Raw genomic sequence first — 17,406 nt, 5'->3', positions numbered from 1 at the left:
TTTGTCAGGCGCAGGCGTGCCGGGTTCAACCGGGGTTGCGGTAAGGTATGCCGGCCCTTTGCTTTGACCCGAGTGAAATCCATGGTGTTGTCGGCATGAGTCGTGTGTTCTGGAAAGCCTGCCTGGCGTATTTCCTGTGCCTGCCCCTGCTGGCCATGGCGGAAACCGCCGTGCCGCCACTGGCGCTGGACGTAGCGCAGCGCGCCTGGCTTGCAGAGCATCCGCAACTGCGCGTGGGCGCCGTACTGGAGGCGCCCTATGTGCAACAGGATCGCCGGCTACAGCAGCTCTCCGGGGCCAACGTGGAATTGCTGGAATGGCTGGCCAAGGCCATGGGTGTCAGCCTCGAGTGGCGTACCTACCCGGACCAGGCCGCGTTGGAACGAGCCGTGCACAGCGGCGAAATCGACCTGGCGCCCGGCGTCAGCCAGACGCCCTCGACCCTTCGCGACTGGCTGTTTTCCGACCCCTACCTGCGCGTGCCGCGGCTGGTGGTGGGCGACCGCCGCAGCGGCACGTCAGTGGAGCTGGACAGCCTGCGCGAGGGCGAATCGGTCTCTGTGCGGGGGCCCGGCCCGGTGGTGGATTACCTGCGCAGCACCTATTCGGGCTTGACCCTGCAGATCGTCGACAGCGACCGCGAAGTGCTGCGCAAGGTGCTGGGCCGCGAGGCCAATTACGCAGTGATCGACGAGGCGCAACTGGCGCGGCTGACCCGCGAAACCGAATTTACCGGCCTCTGGGTGGTGGCCGATATCGGCTATCCACAATTGCTGCGCGTGGCGACGCGGCGCGGCTTGCCGGAATTGGCCGGGATCATCGACGCGGCCCTGCGCGCGGTGCCGGCCAAGGACCTCGACCAGCTGCACGAACGCTGGCTGCAACCGACCTACCCGCGCCTGGGGTCTTCCCCCGGCTTCTGGCAGAACCTCTGCATCCTGCTCGGCCTGCTGCTGCTGTTCGCCGTTGCCGCACTGCTCTGGCTGCGCCGGCAGCACCGCGCATTGGAGTCGCGCCTGCTGGCGGCGCGCCGCGACATCGAGCTGCGCCAGGCTGCGGAGCAGGCGTTGCGCCTGACCCAGTTCGCCATCGACAGCAGCACCGTCGGCATCCTCTGGGTCAACTGGGATAGCCATGTGCGCTATGCCAACCGCGCCGCCGAGGAGCTGCTCGGTTATGCCGCGGGCGCCGTGGTGGACCGGCCGCTGGCGGACTTCGAACCGACGCTGAACATGGACCGCTGGCTCAACCTCTGGCGCCGCGCGCGCAACGCCGACGAAGCTCCGCTGAGCTTCGAAACCCGCTGCCTGCGTGCCGACGGCCAATGGCTGCCGGCCGATGTCTCGCTGAGCTTCCTGCGCTTCGGTGATTCGGAGTACCTGCTGGTCTTCCTCAGCGACGTCACCGAACGCCGCCGCGCCCGCGCCGCGCTGGAAGAGAGCGAGGCGCGTCTGCAGGGCATCGCCGCCAACGTGCCGGGGCTGGTGTTCCGCCTGGAGCCCAATGCGCCGGACGACGACTCCGACTTTGCCTACATCAGCTTCATCACCGGCGGCAGCGAAACCTCGCTGGGCTACTCGCCCGGTTACCTGCGCGAGAGTGGCCTGGGCATCATGGGCCTGGTGCATCCGTCCGAGCGCGAGGGCTATCTCGCCAGCCAGCTGGAAGCGGTGGCAGGCCAGCGCAACTGGCTGTGGCAGGGCCGCATCCTCACCCGCAGCAACGAGCCGCGCTGGGTCGACATCAAGGCGACGGTGCGGACCCTGGACGACGGTCGGTCGGCCTGGGACGGCGTGGTCTGGGACATCACCGAGCACAAGCACATCGAGCTCGAACTGCAGGATTCCCGCGGGCAACTGCGCGAGCTGTCGGCGCACCTGGAGAGCGTGCGGGAGGAGGAGAAGGCGCGCATCGCCCGCGAGGTGCACGATGAATTGGGCCAGGTGCTCACCGTGCTGAAGCTGGAAACCTCGATGTGCGAACTGGCCTATGGCGAGCTGGACGCGGGGCTGCGCGAGCGCCTGGACAACATGAAGCGTCTTATCGCCCAGTTGTTCCAGCTGGTGCGCGATGTGGCCACCGCGTTGCGCCCGCCGATCCTCGATGCCGGCATCGGTTCGGCGGTGGAGTGGCAGGCGCGCCGCTTCGAATCGCGCACGCAGATTCCCTGCCTGGTGGAGGTACCGGAGAACCCGCCGGAGTTGTCGGACGCCAAGGCCATCGGCCTGTTCCGCATCCTCCAGGAGGCGCTGACCAATGTGATGCGCCATGCCCAGGCGCATACTGTGGAACTGCAGCTGAGCGTCGAGGGCAGCGAGCTGTGCCTGCGCATCGCCGATGACGGCGTGGGCTTCGATCCGCAGGCCACGCGCCAGGGTGTGTCCTTCGGCCTGGTGGGCATGCGCGAGCGGGTGCTGATGTTCGGCGGCACCCTGCAGATCGACAGCCAGCCTGGGGAGGGCACCACGCTGTGGATCCGGGTGCCTCTGCGCTCCCGAAGCGCTTAATCGGGCGACAACGGCATCGGCATCGATAACGACAATGACAATGACAATGACAAGTGCGAAGCGGGAGGAAGGGCAGTGATTCGAGTGCTGGTGGCGGAAGACCATACGATCGTGCGCGAAGGCATCAAGCAACTGATCGGCATGGCCAAGGACCTGCAAGTGGTCGGCGAGGCCACCAATGGCGAGCAACTGCTCGAGAACCTGCGCCAGACCCCCTGCGAAGTGGTCCTGCTGGATATCTCGATGCCTGGCGTCAATGGCCTGGAGGCCATCCCGCGTATCCGTGCGCTGAATAATCCGCCGGCGATCCTGATGTTGTCGATGCACGACGAGGTGCAGATGGTCGCCCGTGCGCTAAAGGTCGGCGCCGCTGGCTACGCCACCAAGGACAGCGACCCGGCGCTGCTGCTCACGGCGATCCGCAAGGTCGCCAGCGGTGGCCGCTACATCGACCCGGACCTCGCCGACCGCATGGTCTTCGAAGTCGGCCTTACCGATTCTCGCCCACCCCACGCACTGCTCTCCGAGCGTGAATTCTCGGTGTTCGAGCGCCTGGTGCACGGCGAGGGCGTCAACGAGATCGCCCAGCAACTGGCGGTCAGCAGCAAGACCATCAGCACCCACAAGGCGCGGCTGATGCAGAAACTCAATGCCAACTCGGTGGCCGATCTGGTGCGCTACGCCATGGAGCACAAGCTCGTCTGACCGACCCGTGCCGCCGGTTTGATCTGTGGCAGATGGCTCGCTGAATTTTCCCTTCACTCTGTGCGACGTGTCCGATTTCTGTAACAAACCGTCTATCTAGCGGGCGTGAGGCAGGGAATGATTGCCCGCTTCATGCGGTACGTCGTGATAACAAGGAGAAGAAGATGTTGCGAGCGGTAAGGGGAGGGCTGCTGTTCGGCCTGCTGGGGAGCGCTGCGATGCCGGCGCTGGCGGACTACGTCACGGTGATTTCCTTCGGTGGCGCCAACAAGGAAGCCCAGGAGGCAGCCTTCTACAAACCGTTCAAGGAAGTGACCGGCAACGCCGTCGTCCACGGCTCCTACAACGGCGACCTGGCCAAGCTCAAGCGCATGGTGGAAATCAGCCACGTGTCCTGGGATGTGGTGGAAGTCGAGGCCCCCGAACTCGCGCGCGGCTGCGAGGAAGGGCTGTTCATGAAGCTTGACCCCAAGACCCTGGGCAACACCGCCGATTTCGTTCCCGGCGCGGTGCAGCCGTGCGGCGTTGGCATCTTCGTCTGGACCACGCTGCTGGCCTACAACCAGAACAAGCTTCAGGGCACGCCCAGCAGTTGGGCGGATTTCTGGGACACGAAGAAATTCCCCGGCAAGCGCGGCCTGCGCTGGGGCGCGAAGTACAGCCTGGAATTCGCCCTGATGGCCGATGGTGTCGCGCCCAGGGACGTCTACAAGGTGCTCGCCACCAATGACGGCGTCGATCGCGCCTTCCGCAAGCTCGACGAACTGAAGCCGAACATCAACTGGTGGAAATCCGGCCAGGATCCGGTGCGCGATCTCGCCGACGGCACCGTGGTGATGAGCTCCGCCTATAACGGCCGGATCGCCGCCGCGCAGGGCGAGCAGAAGGGCTTCCGCATGGTCTGGGCCGGCGGTATCTACGACTTCGATTTCTGGGCGCTGCCCTCGGGCGTGTTCAAGAAGGAACTGGCCGAGCAATTCGTCAACTTCGCCGGCCAGCCGCAACAGCAGAAGGCCTTCGCCGAAAACATTTCCTACGGCCCGACCAACCGCAAGGCGGTGGAGCTGCTGGCGCCGGATGTGGCGGCCAATCTACCGACCGCGCCGCAGAACATCGCCAATGCCGTCGGCATGGACGTGGCGTTCTGGGCCGAGCACGGCGATGCGCTGGAGAAGCGCTTCCAGGCCTGGGCCAAGCGCTGATCCGCGGACTGCCGACCAGCTATTGGTCGGCAGTCGGTTTCCCTGTTTTTTGTAGGGCGATCCCTACAAAGCATCCTCTCTAAGCCTTATAGCAATCTCTCATACCGCCCGATTTGCGCGCCGGTCCAGCTTCTCTAGGCTTGAGATCAACGGCATTTACAAAAAAACAAAGGTGCGGTGATGGCCGAGAATCAGGCAAACGATGTGCTGGTGAGTTTCCGTGGCGTGCAGAAGAGCTACGACGGCGAATCCCTCATCGTGAAGGACCTCAATCTGGACATTCGCAAAGGCGAATTCCTGACACTGCTGGGGCCGTCCGGTTCCGGCAAGACCACCAGCCTGATGATGCTGGCCGGTTTCGAAACTCCTACCGCCGGTGAAATCCAGCTCGCCGGCCGCGCCATCAACAACGTCCCCCCGCACAAGCGCGACATCGGCATGGTGTTCCAGAACTATGCGCTGTTCCCGCACATGACGGTGGCCGAGAACCTGGCCTTCCCGCTCTCCGTGCGCGGCATGAGCAAGACCGATGTCAGCGAGCGCGTGAAGCGTGCGCTGTCGATGGTCCAGCTCGACACCTTCGCCGGCCGTTATCCCGCCCAGCTCTCCGGTGGCCAGCAGCAGCGTGTGGCCCTGGCCCGCGCGCTGGTCTTCGAGCCGCAACTGGTGCTGATGGACGAACCCCTGGGTGCGCTGGATAAACAGCTGCGTGAACACATGCAGATGGAGATCAAGCACATCCACCAGCGCCTGGGCGTGACCGTGGTCTACGTGACCCACGACCAGGGCGAAGCCCTGACCATGTCCGACCGCGTGGCCGTGTTCCACCAGGGCGAGATCCAGCAGATCGCTCCGCCGGCCGAGCTCTACGAGCACCCGCGCAACTCCTTCGTCGCCAACTTCATTGGCGAGAACAACCGCATCGCCGGCCAGCTCCAGGCCCGCGATGGCGACCGCTGCACCGTGGGCCTGGCCCGTGGCGAGAAGGTCGAAGCGCTGGCGGTCAACGTCGGCAATGTCGGTGACACCGTCAGCCTGTCGATCCGCCCCGAGCGCGTGCGCCTCAACGGCCACAGTGAAAACTGCGTGAACCGTTTCTCCGGCCGTGTCGCCGAATTCATCTACCTGGGCGACCACGTGCGCATTCGCCTGGAGGTCTGCGGCCGTACCGATTTCTTCGTCAAACAGCCGATCGCCGAGCTCGATCCCGCGCTCAGTGTTGGCGACGTGGTTCCGCTGGGCTGGGAAGTCGAGCACGTCCGCGCGCTCGACCCACTGTCCGCGGCGTAACGAAAGCGGACCGGCCACTCCCGGACGCATCCAAGAAAAACAAACTGCACACTGTGGAGACAACAATAATGTCGAAGTCCTTGAAAGCATCGGGGCTCAAACTCGCAGCGCTGACTCTGGGCGTGGCCTTTGCGGCCCAGTCCATGGCCGCCACCGACCTGACCGTGGTGTCCTTCGGCGGTGCCAACAAGAACGCCCAGGTGAAGGCGTTCTACGAGCCCTACGAAAAATCCACCGGCAACAAGATCGTCGCCGGCGAATACAACGGCGAGATGGCCAAGGTGAAGGCCATGGTCGACACCAACAGCGTCTCCTGGGACCTGGTGGAAGTCGAATCGCCGGAACTGGCCCGCGGCTGTGACGAAGGCCTGTTCGAAGAAATCGACCCGGCTATCCTCGGCAAGGCCGAAGACTACGTGCCGGGCGCCGTCAGCAACTGCGGCGTCGGCTTCTTCGTGTGGTCGACCGTACTGGCCTACAACGCCGACAAGCTGAAGAGCGCGCCGACCAGCTGGGCCGATTTCTGGGACACCCAGAAATTCCCGGGCAAGCGCGGCCTGCGCAAGGGCGCCAAGTACACCCTGGAATTCGCCCTGATGGCCGACGGCGTCGCGCCCAAGGACGTCTACAAGGTGCTGGCCACCAAAGAAGGCCAGGACCGCGCCTTCAAGAAACTCGACCAGATCAAGCCGAACATCCAGTGGTGGGAAGCCGGCGCCCAGCCGCCGCAGTACCTCGCCTCCGGTGACGTGGTCATGAGCTCCGCCTACAACGGCCGCATCGCCGCCGTGCAGAAAGAGAGCAACCTGAAGATCGTCTGGAACGGCGGCATCTACGACTTCGACGCCTGGGCCATCCCCAAAGGCGCCAAGAAGAAGGACGAGAGCCTGAAGTTCATCGCCTTCTCGGTCCAGCCCGAGCAGCAGAAGACCTACTCCGAGAACATCGCCTACGGCCCGGTCAACAAGAACGCCGTACCGCTGCTGAGCAAGGACCTGCTGAAAGACATGCCGACCACCCCGGAAAACATGCAGGGCCAGGTGGGCATGGACGTGACCTTCTGGGCTGACTACGGCGAGCAGTTGGAGCAGCGCTTCAACGCCTGGGCTGCCAAGTAAGCAGCCGTCCCTTGCCGTCGCGGCTGCCCGAGCCGCGACGGACCGGAGCCGCCGTTCCCCCTCGCGGCGGTTCCTCCTGACACCACACCTTGGCCGCTCCCGGGCGGCCTGTTTTACCGGAGTTCGCTATGGCCACCGCTGTGTCTCTGAACGAGGTCGCCGGCCCCACCCTCAAGCAGCGCCTGGCGCGCGCGGAGCGGATGAACCGTCTGAAGTCCCAGGCGCTGGTGCTGCCCCTGCTGGTCTTCCTGCTGCTGACCTTCCTGGTGCCCATCGCGGCGCTGCTCTACAAGAGCGTGAACAACCCCGAGGTCGTCGGCGCGATGCCGCTGACCGTCAACGCCATTTCCGAATGGGACGGCAAGTCGCTGCCCTCGGACGCGGTGTACAAGGCGCTGAGCGAAGACCTGGTCGCCGCGCGCAAGAACCAGACCATCGGTGACCTTTCCAAGCGCCTGAACATGGAACTGGCCGGCTACCGCAGCCTGCTATCCAAGACTGCCCGTGCGCTGCCGTTCAAGGAGCAGCCGGCGTCGTACAAGGATGCGATGGAGGCCCTCGACGAGCGCTGGGGCGACCCGGCCTACTGGCAGGCGATCCGCCGCAATGCCAGCTCCGTCACGCCTTATTACCTGCTGGCGGCACTCGATCACCGCATCGACGACCTGGGCGAGATCGCCCGCGCCACGCCTGACCAGTCGATCTACCTGGACATCTTCGCCCGCACCTTCTGGATGGGCGCGGTGATCACCCTGATCTGCCTGGCGCTGGCCTACCCGCTGGCCTACCTGCTGGCGATCCTGCCGACCCGCAAGTCCAACCTGCTGATGATCATGGTGCTGCTGCCGTTCTGGACCTCGATCCTGGTGCGCGTCGCTGCGTGGATCGTGCTGCTGCAGTCGGGCGGCCTGATCAACGGCGCGCTGCTGAAGATGGGCCTGATCGACCAGCCGCTGCAACTCGTGTTCAACCGCACCGGCGTGTACATCTCCATGGTGCACATCATGCTGCCGTTCATGATCCTGCCGATCTACAGCGTGATGAAGGGTATTTCCCCGAGCTACATGCGCGCCGCGATCTCCCTGGGCTGCCACCCGTTCGCCAGCTTCTGGAAGGTCTACTTCCCGCAGACCGTGGCCGGTGTCGGCGCCGGTTGCCTGCTGGTGTTCATCCTGTCGATCGGCTACTACATCACCCCGGCGCTGCTGGGCAGCCCGAACGACCAGATGGTCAGCTACTTCGTCGCCTTCTACACCAACACCACCATCAACTGGGGCATGGCCACGGCCCTGGGCGGCCTGCTGCTGTTCGCCACCCTGGTGCTCTACGTGATCTATGGCTGGCTGGTGGGCGCGAGCCGCCTGCGCCTGGGCTGATGGAGCCTGTTCAAGACCTTGCCGAACGCAGCTCAGGCAAGGCGAGAACAGGCGAGAAAGCGCAGTTTACGCGCTGTAAATGAGCATTTTGAGCCTGTTCTCAACGCCGCATGAGCAAGTGCAGGCTGGTATTGAGCAGGCTCCGAGGAGAACAAGAAGATGCTGAGTCCTTACATGTCCCCGGTCGAGCGCGTGTGGTTCTACACCCTGCGCATCCTCTGCGGCCTGATCCTGCTGTTCCTGGTGCTGCCGGTACTGGTCATCGTGCCGCTGTCGTTCAACTCCGGCACCTTCCTGGTCTACCCGCTGCAGGGCTTCTCCCTGCGCTGGTATGCCGATTTCTTCAACTCCGCCGAATGGATGCGCGCGCTGACCAACAGCATCATCGTCGCCCCGGCGGCCACCGTGCTGGCCATGGTCTTTGGCACCCTGGCGTCGATCGGCCTGACCCGTGGCGACTTCCGCGGCAAGGCGCTGATCATGAGCCTGGTGATCTCGCCGATGGTCGTGCCGGTGGTGATCATCGGCGTGGCGAGCTACCTGTTCTTCGCACCGCTGGGCCTGGGCAACAGCTATATCTCGCTGATCATCGTCCACGCGGTGCTCGGTGTGCCCTTCGTCATCATCACCGTGTCGGCGACCCTGCAGGGCTTCAACTACAACCTGGTGCGCGCCGCCGCCAGCCTGGGCGCGCCGCCGGTGCTGACCTTCTTCAAGGTCACCCTGCCGCTGATCGCTCCCGGCGTGATTTCCGGTGCGCTGTTCGCCTTCGCCACGTCCTTCGATGAAGTCGTGGTGACCCTGTTCCTTGCCGGCCCTGAGCAGGCCACCCTGCCGCGCCAGATGTTCAGCGGCATCCGCGAGAACCTCAGCCCGACCATCGCCGCCGCGGCGACCCTGCTGATCGGTTTCTCCGTCCTGCTCCTGCTGACCCTCGAGTGGCTGCGCGGCCGCAGCGAGAAACTGCGTACCGCCCCGACTTCCTGAGTTCACAGTGTTTCGCGGACGTTCCCGTCGCCGTGCTCACCCACGGCGGCGGGACCGGTCCGCGATTTTTTTTGCCTGAATTTCCGCCTGGGCTTGCCCCGCCCGGCATCGACTATCGGCCCAGTCCCCTTCCAGCCGTCCGAGCGGCTACAATGCGCGCCATCCGTGATTTCCGCCCACAGAGGTGCGCCATGCAACCCTACGCCATCGCTCCGTCGATCCTGTCCGCCGATTTTGCCCGCCTGGGCGAGGACGTCGACAAGGTGCTCGCCGCCGGCGCCGACATCGTCCACTTCGATGTGATGGACAACCACTACGTGCCGAACCTGACCATCGGCCCGATGGTCTGCACGGCCCTGCGCAAGTACGGCGTCACCGCGCCCATCGACGTGCACCTGATGGTTTCCCCGGTGGATCGCATCATCGGCGACTTCATCGAAGCCGGCGCCACCTACATCACCTTCCATCCCGAAGCCACCCAGCACATCGACCGCTCCCTGCAACTGATCAAGGACGGCGGCTGCAAGGCCGGGCTGGTATTCAATCCGGCCACCTCGCTGGACGCGCTGAAGTACGTGATGGACAAGATCGACATGGTTCTGCTGATGAGCGTGAACCCCGGCTTCGGCGGGCAGAAGTTCATCCCCGGCACCCTCGACAAGCTGCGAGAAGCCCGCGCGCTGATCGACGCTTCCGGCCGCGATATCCGTCTGGAAATCGACGGCGGGGTGAATGTGAAGAACATCCGCGAGATCGCCGCTGCTGGCGCCGACACCTTCGTCGCCGGTTCCGCCATCTTCAACGCACCGGACTACGCCGAGGTCATTCGCGCCATGCATGCCGAGCTGGCGCAGGCGCGCAAGTGATGAGCGCTGCACAACTGCCGTTCGCCGGGCTGCCGCGTCTGGTGATGTTCGACCTGGACGGCACCCTGGTGGACTCGGTCCCCGACCTCGCTGCGGCGGTGGACAAGATGCTGCTGGCGCTCGGGCGCCAGCCGGCCGGCCTGGACGCCGTGCGTCACTGGGTCGGCAACGGCGCGCGCGTACTGGTGCGCCGCGCCCTGGCGGGCGACATCGAGCATGAAAGTGTTAGCGAAGAAGACACCGAGCGCGCGCTGGAAATCTTCATGGACGCCTACGCCGACAGCCATGCGTTGACCGTGGTCTACCCCGGCGTCATCGAGACCCTGAAGTGGCTGAAGAAGCGCGGCGTCGAGCTGGCGCTGATCACCAACAAGCCCGAGCGCTTCGTCGGCCCCCTGCTGGACGAGATGAAGCTGGGCAAATTCTTCCGCTGGATCATCGGCGGTGACACCCTGCCGCAGCAGAAGCCCGACCCGGCCGCGCTGCTGTTCGTAATGAAGATGGCCGGTGTATCGGCAGAGCAGGCGCTGTTCGTCGGCGACTCGCGCAACGACATCCTTGCGGCCAAGGCCGCCGGCGTGCGCAGCGTCGGCCTGAGCTACGGCTATAACCATGGCCGCCCCATTGCCGAAGAAACCCCGACGCTCGTGCTCGACGACCTGCGCCATCTGCTGCCTTGCTTCGACTCGGGCAAAGCGATAGTGTTGCCCGACTCCGCTTCAAAACCCGCTCAGCGAGACAGCACCGTGGAAACGGCTCCCCACACACTCTGGATGAAAGTCATCAAGGCCCTGGCCCGCTGGCGCTGGCGCGCCTGACATCCTTTGGCCGGTACGACCGGCGTGTGTGCACCCAAGTCCGTTTCCCCCTCAGAGCCCGTTTACTATCTGCTGCGCGTCGGCGGCACTGCGTTGAAATCGCTTTCGAGATGCTCATTTACTGCGTGTAAACTCCGCTCTCTCAAGCGATTTCGCCTTGTTCCGCTCTAGCTCGCGAGATCCTAAACAGGCTCTTATTCCACGAGGCTGATCATGACCCGCGAAGAATTCCAGCGCCTGGCCGCCGAAGGCTACAACCGCATTCCGCTGACCTGCGAAACCCTTGCCGACTTCGACACCCCGCTGTCGATCTACCTCAAGCTCGCCGACGGTCCGAACACCTACCTGCTCGAATCCGTGCAGGGCGGCGAGAAGTGGGGTCGCTATTCGATCATCGGCCTGCCCAGCCGCACCGTGCTGCGCGTCTACGGCCACCAGGCGAGCATCAAGGTCGACGGCGTCGAGACCGAGAGCTTCGAATGTGCCGACCCGCTGGCCTTCGTCGAAGCGTTCAAGGATCGCTACCGCGTGCCGACCATCGCTGGTCTGCCGCGTTTCAACGGTGGCCTGGTGGGCTACTTCGGCTATGACTGCGTGCGCTACGTCGAGCAGCGCCTGGCGCAGTGCCCGAACCCGGACCCGCTGAACAATCCGGACATCCTGCTGATGGTCTCCGACGCGGTCGTCGTGTTCGACAACCTCGCCGGCAAGATGCACGCGATCGTCCTCGCCGATCCGGCCCAGGCCGACGCCTACGACAAGGGCCTGGCGCAACTGGACGAGCTGCTGGAGCGCCTGCGCCAGCCGATTACCCCGCGCCGCGGCCTGGACTTCAGCGCGGTCAACGCGCCGGAGCCGCAGTTCCGCGCCAGCTTCACCCGCGAGGATTACGAGCGGGCGGTGGACACCGTGAAGGAGTACATCCTCGCCGGTGACTGCATGCAGGTCGTGCCGTCGCAGCGCATGTCCATCGACTTCAGCGCCGCGCCCATCGACCTGTACCGCGCGCTGCGCTGCTTCAACCCGACGCCGTACATGTACTTCTTCAACTTCGGCGACTTCCATGTCGTCGGCAGCTCGCCGGAAGTGCTGGTGCGTGTCGAAGATGGCGAAGTCACCGTGCGCCCCATCGCCGGTACCCGCCCGCGTGGCGCGACCGAAGAAGCCGACCGCGCACTGGAAGAGGACCTGCTGTCCGACGCCAAGGAAATCGCCGAGCACCTGATGCTCATCGACCTGGGCCGCAACGACGTCGGTCGCGTGTCGCAGACCGGCAGCGTGAAGGTCACCGAGCAGATGGTGATCGAGCGCTATTCCAACGTCATGCACATCGTTTCCAACGTGAACGGCCAACTCAAGCCGGAGCTCTCGGCGATGGACGCCCTGCGCGCCATCCTGCCGGCCGGCACGCTGTCCGGCGCACCGAAGATCCGCGCCATGGAAATCATCGACGAGCTGGAGCCGGTCAAGCGTGGCGTCTACGGCGGTGCCGTGGGCTATCTCGCGTGGAACGGCAACATGGATACCGCTATCGCCATTCGCACCGCGGTGATCAAGAACGGCGAACTCCACGTGCAGGCCGGCGGCGGTATCGTCGCCGACTCGGTGCCGGCGGCGGAGTGGGAAGAAACCATCAACAAGCGCCGCGCGATGTTCCGCGCCGTGGCGCTGGCCGAGCACACCGCGCGTTTGCACGGTAACGATTGAGTCGCTGATTCGACTGAAAAGCCCCGCTTCGGCGGGGCTTTTTCTTTTCGTAGGAGCGGACTCCGTCTGCGATATCCAGCTACGAGTCGCGCCGGGAGCTATCGCGGACGGAGCCCGCTCCTACGCGATACATCAGGTTCCCTGACTCGGCTTTCGCGCAGTCGCCGGCTGCTCTGTGTAGGAGCGAGCTTGCTCGCGAACCGATCAACATCGGAGCACCCGGCCAACGCCGTTCGCGAGCAAGCTCGCTCCTACAAGAGCCTGATCACCCGGCCTGGCGCGCCTCCATCACCTGAAGACCCGACTTGCGCTGAACCAAGGCAGCATTCGCCTGCTGCGAGCGCTCCTCCACATACGCGGCGAGATGATCCACCGCGACGTATTGCATCGCCTTGTGGCTGTCATCCAGCGTGGTCACCGGCAGGGCGATGCGCCCGCAGGACAGTGCCTTGCTGAAATTCTCCCGGTTCAGGTTGCGGAACCAGCGCTCGCGCACTTGCTCCAGCGGCACCAGGACGTCCCCGAAGATCTGATAGACCAGGCTCACCGTCTCCGGGCGCGGGGCGGGGCGAATATCGGCGGTCGACTGCATGGGACTCTCCTGTTCCGATGGTGGTGGCGACAGGAGAAATATAGCAAAGGTTGTATTTCTTTTCAATCGCCGCGCAGAGAAAACCCCGCCGAAGCAGGGTTCATGACCAGCAGGCGATGCTTAGCGAACCAGGGTCGGTGCGCGGCGATGGCGTACCGTCGACCACCAGAACACCCAGCCGATCATGCGGATCTGGCCGCTGTCGAACTGCTCCGCCGGGTACTCCTCGTCAGGGTATTCGTCGCGGTTGAAGCTGCGCAGGCGGATGCCTCCGCCAGGCAGGCGATAGACGAACTTCACCCGCAGCATGCCCTCATGTTCCAGGGCGTAGATCTCACCGTCGGTGATGTGCGTGGTGGCCGTGTCGATGCCGATGGTGGAGCCATCCATGATCAGCGGCTCCATGCTGTTGCCGGTGAGCTGGGCGCAGATCGCCGCCGCCGGGTCGACTCCCGCAGCGCGCAAGGTGGCGTACGAGAAACGCAGCTTGCGCCCTTCTATCTCGCGCACCGCGGTGCGGCCGGCGCCAGCCGCCAGTTCCACTTCCTTGTACAGGCGTAGTTCCACTTCGTCCTCGTCCAGCGGTGTGTCGCTATCCCATGGGTGCAGCGGTTCCAGCCGCAGCGGGCTGCCATCGGCCGGGCGCACTACCGGCGCGCTGGTGGTGGCCGCCGGCGAACCTTCTCCGGTCGCCAGCCAGGTCGGCGAGACGCCCAGGGCGCTGGCGATCTCGATCAGCTTGCGCGTGCTCTGCGCCTTGCCCGAGGTCAGCTTGTGGATGGTGTTCTGCGAAACCCCGGCAGCTTCAGCCAGGGTTTCCTGCTTCAGGTTACGCGAGGCCATCGCCTGTTTGAGGCGGTCTGCCAGCGTCGATGAGGGTGAGTTTTCCATGGGGGCACTCTACCTCCTGGGTTGTAGGCTGTAAATAGCTTTGGTGTTGACTAAATATAGCCATGGTTGTAATCATAAAGCCAGCAGCCGACCGAAGAGATGAATACCGGTTCGGCTGAAGGGAGGCGAACGGCTTCCCCCTCACCGCGGCAAGGACGCCGCGGGTTGCCTGCGAAGCGCGATGCGCGGGGCAGGCTGGAGGGCGCGGGCAGGCCAGGGAGGTGCTGCCCGCGCACCGGCAAGGGACGCCGCCACGATGGTCAGGCGTCCGCGACGAACAGATCGCGACTGACCACCACAGGCCGACCGAAGGCTCGGCGACCACGGAGGGCAGGTCGCCAGGAGGACCTTCATGAATCAACACCTGCAACACGCCAGGCATTGCGCACAAACCGTCGATACGGAGGTGCGCCGTGGCTGATATCGCTGACTACGCCAACGACCTGGTGCTCGACCGGATCGAAGACCTGCTGCATAGCCGCCGCTCTCGCCTGGCAGTCAGCTCCGCCGAGTATTGCGAAGACTGCGGCGACGATATTCCACCCGCACGTCGACTGGCCGCACCGGGCTGTACGCGCTGCATCGACTGCCAGGCAATGGACGAACTGGAGCGGCGGCACTGAGCCGCCAGGGAGAAATGCCGTGATCAAACCGATCGATGAAATGCTCAAGCTCTGGGCCGAGGAAATGCACAATCCGGGTAGCGCCGGCGGTGGTTACGCGGGGGGCAACCTGCTGGCGATGATGATTGCCAACAGGGGCGAAATGATCCGCGGTACCCGGGGTAGCAAGGTGATCCTTGATCGCGTCGCCGAACTGGACCTGATCATCAACCAGTTGCCGGACGAGCAGAAAGACGTCGTCACCGAGCACTACCTCAACCGCGACAGCGAAGCCGCGCAGAAGTACCGGCACTGCCGCTGCAGCCGCAACACCTTCTACCTGCGCCTGCATGTGGCGCACCAGAGCATCCAGTCGCGGCTGATGCGCCGCGCCGCCTGAATCCTTCCAGCCCTTCTCCGAAGCCCGGCCCTGCGCCGGGCTTCGTGCTTTTCGTGGGGGACCTTGAGCTATGCTCGCGCCCCATGAAAACGCCTATTCTTCTCCGCCGCGCTGAACCGGCCGACGCCGATGCCATCCTGCGCATCCTCGGCGAAACCTATGAAGCCACCTGGAAGCCCGCGCTGAGTACCCAAGCCATCGCGCGCTTCGAGTCTTCCGCACATACCGTCGCCTATGTGCGCGAGCGCCTGCCGCATTTCCAGGTCGCCTGCATCGATGGCGAGATCGTCGGCCTGCTCGATTGGCGCGACGACTTCATCGATGCTCTGCACGTCTCACCCGGCCAGCAGCGCCGCGGTATTGGTGCTGTGTTGCTGGATCACGCGGAACAGAATATCCGCGCTGCAGGTTTCGCCCGGGCCCGGCTGGAGACCGACACCTTCAACCAGCAGGCGCGCGCTTTCTATGGCAAGCAGGGCTATGCGGAGGTTGATTTCTACCCGGATGAGGAGTGGCACAGCGGCTTTACCACCGTGCTGATGAGCAAGGTGCTCTGAAATTTCAGACGCTGGATTTCGGCGTTTCGGCAGCACATTACGGTGTGTCATCTGCGTATTGCAGCGCATTCCCTAAGAAGCCTTGTTCCGGCGGGAATCGGGGGGTAAAAAGTAGTCATTCTTGTAAAGGTGCGTCCCCAGGGAGCACAACGCGAAACCCCGAAAAGCCCGGCCTCAGCGCCGGGCTTTTTCATGCCCGCGTTTTTTGAACCGCCGATTCGGCGGGCGGCCGGCGAGCTTGCCGGCAGTGATCCCCGGCCGGCTGATAGCCGCCGGTTTCGCCCGTTCGCGGGCGTCTTTATCCAAGGTGAGCCAATGGGCAACGAACCTCAGACCCTGGCCGACGTGCCTTTGTGGGGGCTGATCCTGCTCGCGGTTGCGGGCGGCATCAGCGGTGAAATGTGGCGCGCCGACAAAGCGGGCCTGGGCGGCTGGCGATTGCTGCGACGCCTGGCGCTGCGCTCCGGTGCTTCCATCGTCTGCGGCATGGCGGTGATGTTCTTGGCCATGGCCTGCGGCGCCTCGCTGACTCTCGCTGCGGCCATCGGCAGCCTGACCGCGGCGGCCGGTGCGGAGATCGCCGTCGGTCTTTATGAACGCTGGGCGGCGAAGCGCCTGGGCGTCTGCGAACTGCCGCCGAGCGAGCGCGGACAAGAGTGATGCTTCAAGGAGACGACATGTCCGAACAACCTTTGACCCTCGCCCTGCTGCTCGACACGGTGGAGCAGGCGCTATCCACGCGACTGACCGAGATCGGCGCCATTCTGCGTGGCCCACTCAAGCAAGCGCCGGCGACACTTCCTGCGCTGGCGCTGGAGTACGCCGGCCTGCTGCCCGGCCGTGATCCCGGCAATGGCCAGACCGCACTGGTCTGCCGGCTCCAGGCGCGCATTCTGGTAGCAAGGGATGACGCGCAAGCCGAGGCTTTTGCACTGCGCAACGTCGCCGCGCTGGCCATGCTATTGCGCGCCCAGAACTGGGGGCTGGAACTGGAGCCGGTCAGCTTCATCCAGGCCCAGCCGGACAGCGAAAGTCCTGCGCTGGCGACGTGCCGGGCGTGGCTGGTCGAGTGGCAGCAACCGGTATTGCTCGGTGAAACGGAATGGCCGTGGGAAGACCAGCCGCCGGGCAGCCTGGTGCTGGGGTTCGATCCCGAGACCGGTCCCGGTCATGAGGACGATTACTTCGATCCTGGAGCGCTGCAATGAACCAGGACTACGTGAGCGCCGAGCACGACCGCATGCTGGCCGCGCTGGTCATGCCATGCGAGGTGGTAGCGGTGGACCTGGCGGCGGCGCGGGTACGCGTGCGGTCCGGCGAGTGGACCAGCGCCTGGGTGCGCTGGCACGCACAGGCCGCTGGTGCCGCTCGGCACTGGCGCGCGCCGAGCCTGGGCGAGCAGGGCGTATTGCTGAGCCCGTCTGGCATGGCCGCGATGGGCACCTTCGTGCCCGGCTTGTTCGGGGTGGCAGCGGCTGCACCGAACAATCGCGGCGAGGTGGAGAGCTGGCATTTCCCCGATGGCGCGGTGCTGAGCTACGACTGGCAGGCGCATCGCTACGACCTGCAACTGCCTGCTGGCAGTGCAACGGTGAAGGTCGGTGGCACCCAGGTGGTGATCGATCCGGGGGCGGTGACCGTCTCTGCCGCGAGCATCCAGCTGACCGGGCCGGTGAACATCAAGGGCGCGCTGACGGTGAACGGCAATATCAGCAGCACCGGTTCGATCATGGACACCGCCGGCAACAGCAATCACCACACCCACTGACGACAGTCGATTATCAACCC

The 17,406-nt window shown here is 64.7% G+C and carries 18 protein-coding genes; 16 read left to right on the top strand and 2 right to left on the bottom strand.

All coding sequences use genetic code 11. From position 1 onward, the window contains the following. Positions 1-95 precede the first annotated feature (95 nt). The 10 genes from A6723_RS09240 (at position 96) to trpE (ending at position 12,576) form a co-directional block, all read left to right on the top strand. Entirely contained in the window at positions 96-2,507 is a 2,412-nt protein-coding gene (locus tag A6723_RS09240) for a PAS domain S-box protein (protein WP_054908036.1), read from the top strand. Positions 2,508-2,582: 75 nt separating this feature from the next. Next, on the top strand, positions 2,583-3,212 hold the full coding sequence (locus A6723_RS09235; RefSeq protein WP_024763597.1) for a response regulator transcription factor: 630 nt from the start codon (positions 2,583-2,585) through the stop codon (positions 3,210-3,212). A gap of 164 nt (positions 3,213-3,376) precedes the next feature. Beyond that, positions 3,377-4,414 carry an ABC transporter substrate-binding protein gene (locus A6723_RS09230; RefSeq protein WP_054908037.1) on the top strand — a complete coding sequence of 346 codons (1,038 nt, stop codon included), beginning with the start codon at positions 3,377-3,379 and terminating at the stop codon, positions 4,412-4,414. 180 nt (positions 4,415-4,594) lie between these two features. Continuing rightward, positions 4,595-5,704: an ABC transporter ATP-binding protein gene (locus tag A6723_RS09225; protein WP_024763595.1), complete on the top strand. Its 1,110-nt coding sequence runs from the start codon at positions 4,595-4,597 to the stop codon at positions 5,702-5,704. 68 nt (positions 5,705-5,772) lie between these two features. Then, the gene (locus A6723_RS09220) at positions 5,773-6,822 is read left to right on the top strand and encodes an ABC transporter substrate-binding protein (RefSeq protein WP_024763594.1); all 1,050 of its coding nucleotides are present in this window, start codon (positions 5,773-5,775) and stop codon (positions 6,820-6,822) included. Positions 6,823-6,950: 128 nt separating this feature from the next. Continuing rightward, a complete protein-coding gene (locus tag A6723_RS09215; protein ID WP_054908040.1) occupies positions 6,951-8,198 on the top strand; it encodes an ABC transporter permease in 1,248 nt (415 codons plus the stop codon). A 159-nt stretch (positions 8,199-8,357) separates the two neighbouring features. Next, positions 8,358-9,185 (top strand): ABC transporter permease, encoded by an 828-nt coding sequence (locus tag A6723_RS09210; RefSeq protein ID WP_054908041.1) that lies wholly within the window; start codon positions 8,358-8,360, stop codon positions 9,183-9,185. Between the two features lie 191 nt (positions 9,186-9,376). Then, positions 9,377-10,051: a ribulose-phosphate 3-epimerase gene (gene rpe, locus A6723_RS09205; protein WP_045212681.1), complete on the top strand. Its 675-nt coding sequence runs from the start codon at positions 9,377-9,379 to the stop codon at positions 10,049-10,051. Further along, positions 10,051-10,869, top strand: a complete 819-nt coding sequence (locus A6723_RS09200) for a phosphoglycolate phosphatase (RefSeq protein ID WP_054908042.1) — start codon at positions 10,051-10,053, stop codon at positions 10,867-10,869. The genes rpe and A6723_RS09200 overlap by 1 nt, the downstream gene beginning before the upstream one ends. Positions 10,870-11,082: 213 nt before the next feature. Beyond that, positions 11,083-12,576 (top strand): anthranilate synthase component I, encoded by a 1,494-nt coding sequence (trpE, locus tag A6723_RS09195; RefSeq protein WP_054908043.1) that lies wholly within the window; start codon positions 11,083-11,085, stop codon positions 12,574-12,576. Positions 12,577-12,841: 265 nt separating this feature from the next. Here trpE and A6723_RS09190 read toward each other — a convergent pair whose 3' ends face one another. Both A6723_RS09190 and A6723_RS09185 read right to left on the bottom strand, forming a co-directional pair. After that, positions 12,842-13,168 (bottom strand): pyocin activator PrtN family protein, encoded by a 327-nt coding sequence (locus A6723_RS09190; protein WP_054908044.1) that lies wholly within the window; start codon positions 13,166-13,168, stop codon positions 12,842-12,844. Between the two features lie 120 nt (positions 13,169-13,288). After that, positions 13,289-14,059: a helix-turn-helix transcriptional regulator gene (locus tag A6723_RS09185; protein ID WP_054908045.1), complete on the bottom strand. Its 771-nt coding sequence runs from the start codon at positions 14,057-14,059 to the stop codon at positions 13,289-13,291. A 413-nt stretch (positions 14,060-14,472) separates the two neighbouring features. Here A6723_RS09185 and A6723_RS09180 point away from each other — a divergent pair, with 413 nt between their 5' ends. From A6723_RS09180 to A6723_RS09155, 6 genes are all read left to right on the top strand, one after another. Then, complete coding sequence (locus A6723_RS09180; RefSeq protein WP_024763589.1) at positions 14,473-14,682, top strand: TraR/DksA C4-type zinc finger protein; 210 nt, start codon at positions 14,473-14,475, stop codon at positions 14,680-14,682. Between the two features lie 19 nt (positions 14,683-14,701). Continuing rightward, on the top strand, positions 14,702-15,061 hold the full coding sequence (locus A6723_RS09175; protein WP_024763588.1) for a hypothetical protein: 360 nt from the start codon (positions 14,702-14,704) through the stop codon (positions 15,059-15,061). A gap of 83 nt (positions 15,062-15,144) precedes the next feature. Next, a complete protein-coding gene (locus A6723_RS09170) occupies positions 15,145-15,618 on the top strand; it encodes a GNAT family N-acetyltransferase (RefSeq protein ID WP_054908046.1) in 474 nt (157 codons plus the stop codon). 315 nt (positions 15,619-15,933) lie between these two features. Beyond that, positions 15,934-16,278: a phage holin family protein gene (locus tag A6723_RS09165; protein WP_024763586.1), complete on the top strand. Its 345-nt coding sequence runs from the start codon at positions 15,934-15,936 to the stop codon at positions 16,276-16,278. A 17-nt stretch (positions 16,279-16,295) separates the two neighbouring features. Beyond that, a complete protein-coding gene (locus tag A6723_RS09160; RefSeq protein ID WP_054908047.1) occupies positions 16,296-16,826 on the top strand; it encodes a hypothetical protein in 531 nt (176 codons plus the stop codon). Next, the gene (locus A6723_RS09155; protein ID WP_054908048.1) at positions 16,823-17,386 is read left to right on the top strand and encodes a phage baseplate assembly protein V; all 564 of its coding nucleotides are present in this window, start codon (positions 16,823-16,825) and stop codon (positions 17,384-17,386) included. Before A6723_RS09160 ends, A6723_RS09155 begins: the two co-directional genes overlap by 4 nt. Positions 17,387-17,406: the final 20 nt, after the last annotated feature.

The organism is Pseudomonas sp. AU11447 (genome assembly GCF_001672555.2).
Taxonomy (GTDB): domain Bacteria; phylum Pseudomonadota; class Gammaproteobacteria; order Pseudomonadales; family Pseudomonadaceae; genus Pseudomonas; species Pseudomonas nitroreducens.
Note: the sequence above shows the minus strand (reverse complement) of the source record. Positions and strands in the feature narration are given on the sequence as shown.